This window comes from Lentzea jiangxiensis, assembly GCF_900104175.1.
GTDB lineage: Bacteria > Actinomycetota > Actinomycetes > Mycobacteriales > Pseudonocardiaceae > Lentzea > Lentzea jiangxiensis.
The window spans coordinates 1-2026 of sequence record NZ_FNIX01000054.1 but is presented as its reverse complement, the minus strand read 5'-3'; the positions used below and the strand labels follow the sequence as shown (position 1 = coordinate 2026).

At 66.0% G+C, this 2026-nt stretch carries 2 protein-coding genes and 3 pseudogenes; 1 reads left to right on the top strand and 4 read right to left on the bottom strand.

Features of this window, described 5'->3' with window-relative positions; all coding sequences use genetic code 11:
• Window positions 1-307: transposase (locus tag BLQ91_RS39935; RefSeq protein WP_176960223.1), on the top strand; the 307-nt coding region annotated here is incomplete at its 5' end.
• 164 nt (window positions 308-471) lie between these two features.
• Here the strand turns inward: BLQ91_RS39935 and BLQ91_RS39930 are convergent.
• The 4 genes and pseudogenes from BLQ91_RS39930 to BLQ91_RS39915 all read right to left on the bottom strand — a co-directional run.
• Window positions 472-764 (bottom strand): annotated as a pseudogene (locus BLQ91_RS39930) (IS3 family transposase); the annotation flags it as partial.
• A gap of 7 nt (window positions 765-771) precedes the next feature.
• Window positions 772-1004, bottom strand: a pseudogene (locus BLQ91_RS39925) (transposase); the annotation flags it as partial.
• 56 nt (window positions 1005-1060) lie between these two features.
• Window positions 1061-1531: pseudogene (locus tag BLQ91_RS43995) on the bottom strand (IS3 family transposase); the annotation flags it as partial.
• Complete coding sequence (locus tag BLQ91_RS39915; protein ID WP_090105789.1) at window positions 1470-1772, bottom strand: transposase; 303 nt, start codon at window positions 1770-1772, stop codon at window positions 1470-1472. The pseudogene BLQ91_RS43995 and the gene BLQ91_RS39915, both read right to left, overlap by 62 nt.
• Window positions 1773-2026: the final 254 nt, after the last annotated feature.

The window sequence follows — 2026 nt, the reverse complement described above, 5'->3', positions numbered from 1 at the left end:
GCTCTACATCGTGGCCGACAACTTCTCGCCGCACCGCCACCCCGACGTCCTGGACTGGGCCGCCGCCAACGACGTCGAGCTGGTGTTCCTGCCGACCTACTCCAGCTGGTTGAACTGGATCGAGGCCGAGTTCACCGCCCTGCGCTACTTCGCCCTCAACGGCACCGACCACCGCAGCCACGCCGAGCAGAACGCCGCGATCGCGGCCTACATCCGCTGGCGCAACGCCCGCGCCCAACCCAAGACCGGCTTCGCCACCGACTCACCCATCCGCACCTGGACCCATTACCCGGCCAAGATTGCGTGACGCAGCACTAGAAGGCGGTCGGAGCCGGGACGAGGTTGCCTCGCTGGCTGGTGGCAGGCCGCTGAGGCGTTCGATGTTCACGGCGATCGCGGTAAAGACAGGGTCCGCTGCACGAGTAGGTGACAGTGTGACCTGCCCCATCGGAAGGGTTCCAGTCGTTGTGGCTAACTGGCAGCGGTGATGGTGTCGTGGTCAGAGCGTAGTTCGTACTCGATTGGGGTGAGGTAGCCGAGGGCGGTGTGCCGTCGGCGGCGGTTGTGGAAGATCTCGATGTAGTCGAAGATCGCGTTGGCCAGCTCCACGCGGGTCTTCCATCGTTGACGGTTCAGTGGTTCGATCTGCATCGATGGCCAGAAGGATTCATCATCGCGTTGTCGAGGCCGTCGCCTACGGTTCCGAAGGATGGTAGGAGGCCGGCTGAGCGGATCTTGTCGCCGAAGACCCAGGAGGTGAACTGCTTGAGTTCAACCGGTCGTTGCAACACCAGCTTGTTGGAGCGAGCGTAGCTGTTGCTCGAAGACCTCGGCTGGAGTCTGCCAGTCGAGGCTCTTTCGGGTCGGTTGTTGAGCGCGAGAGCGACGGCTTCAAGGTCCTCGGGGGACCAGCGGAAGAGGTCCGTGCCTTTCGGGAAGTACTGGCGCAGCAGCCCATTGGTGTTCTCGTTCGTCGGCCGCTGCCAGGGCGAGTGGGGGTCTGACTGGAGTCGATCGACCAGCCGACGACGCGACGGGAGTGCACGTCGAGCACGACCGCGCAGTACACCTTTCCCTCACGGGTGGGGTGTTCGGTGATGTCGGTGACCCACAGCTGGTTCGGCGCGGCGCGGGCGAAGTCGCGGTCGACCGGGTCCACCGCAGTGGGCGTGTCGTGCCTCGGACGCGGCCGGCGCCGGTTGGGCAGTCCTTTCATTCCGTTGCGGCGCATGAGAAGCGCGATGGTGTTGTGCCCGACGGTGATCCCGCGGCCGAGGGTGAGCTCGGCGTGCACCCGCGGAGCGCCGTAGACCTGGAACGATTCGGCGTGGATCTCGCGGATCAGATCGGTCAACCACGCCTGCGGATCGTCCGCGGCGAGGGGGCACGGCCGCGCCAGTCGTAGAAGCCGGACTCCGACACCCCGAGCACTCGGCAGGCAAGCTGGATCGACCGCCCTTCGGAGACGATCACCGTGACCGCCTCGTACCGTCTTTTGGGCTGCTGCCCTCCTTGAGCAGTTCGGCGACACGGCGGTGGACGGCAACCTCGGCCTCGAGTTCGGCGATCCGCCGACGCGCGGCGACCAGCTCGGCATTGTCGGTGCTGGTCATTCCGGGCATTTGTCCGGTGTCGATGAGCTCCTGGCGGCGCCAGACGTAGATCGTCTGGTCGCTGATGTCGAGGTCCGCCGCCACCTGGGCGACGCGGCGACCGGACGCGACCAGATCGAGGACCTTGCGCCGGAACTCGGGCGGGTACCGCTTGGGCATCGTGGGCTGTCCTCCGGGCTACTGAGATGAGTGATCGTCCAGTAACCCGACTCCGTACAACCAGGGGAGGATCAAACCCTCCGAGCTACCGGGGGAACCTCAGTTGTTGCGTCCGCCGCGCTACGGCGCCTGTCTGGTTGACCCGTACCGCGACCTGGTCCGGCAGCGCGAACCTGCTCGTGCGCTACATCAACCAGGGCCGGGCCGATCCCGAGCGCATCGTCCCCTCGCCACGCCGCCTGGTCTCCTGGCTG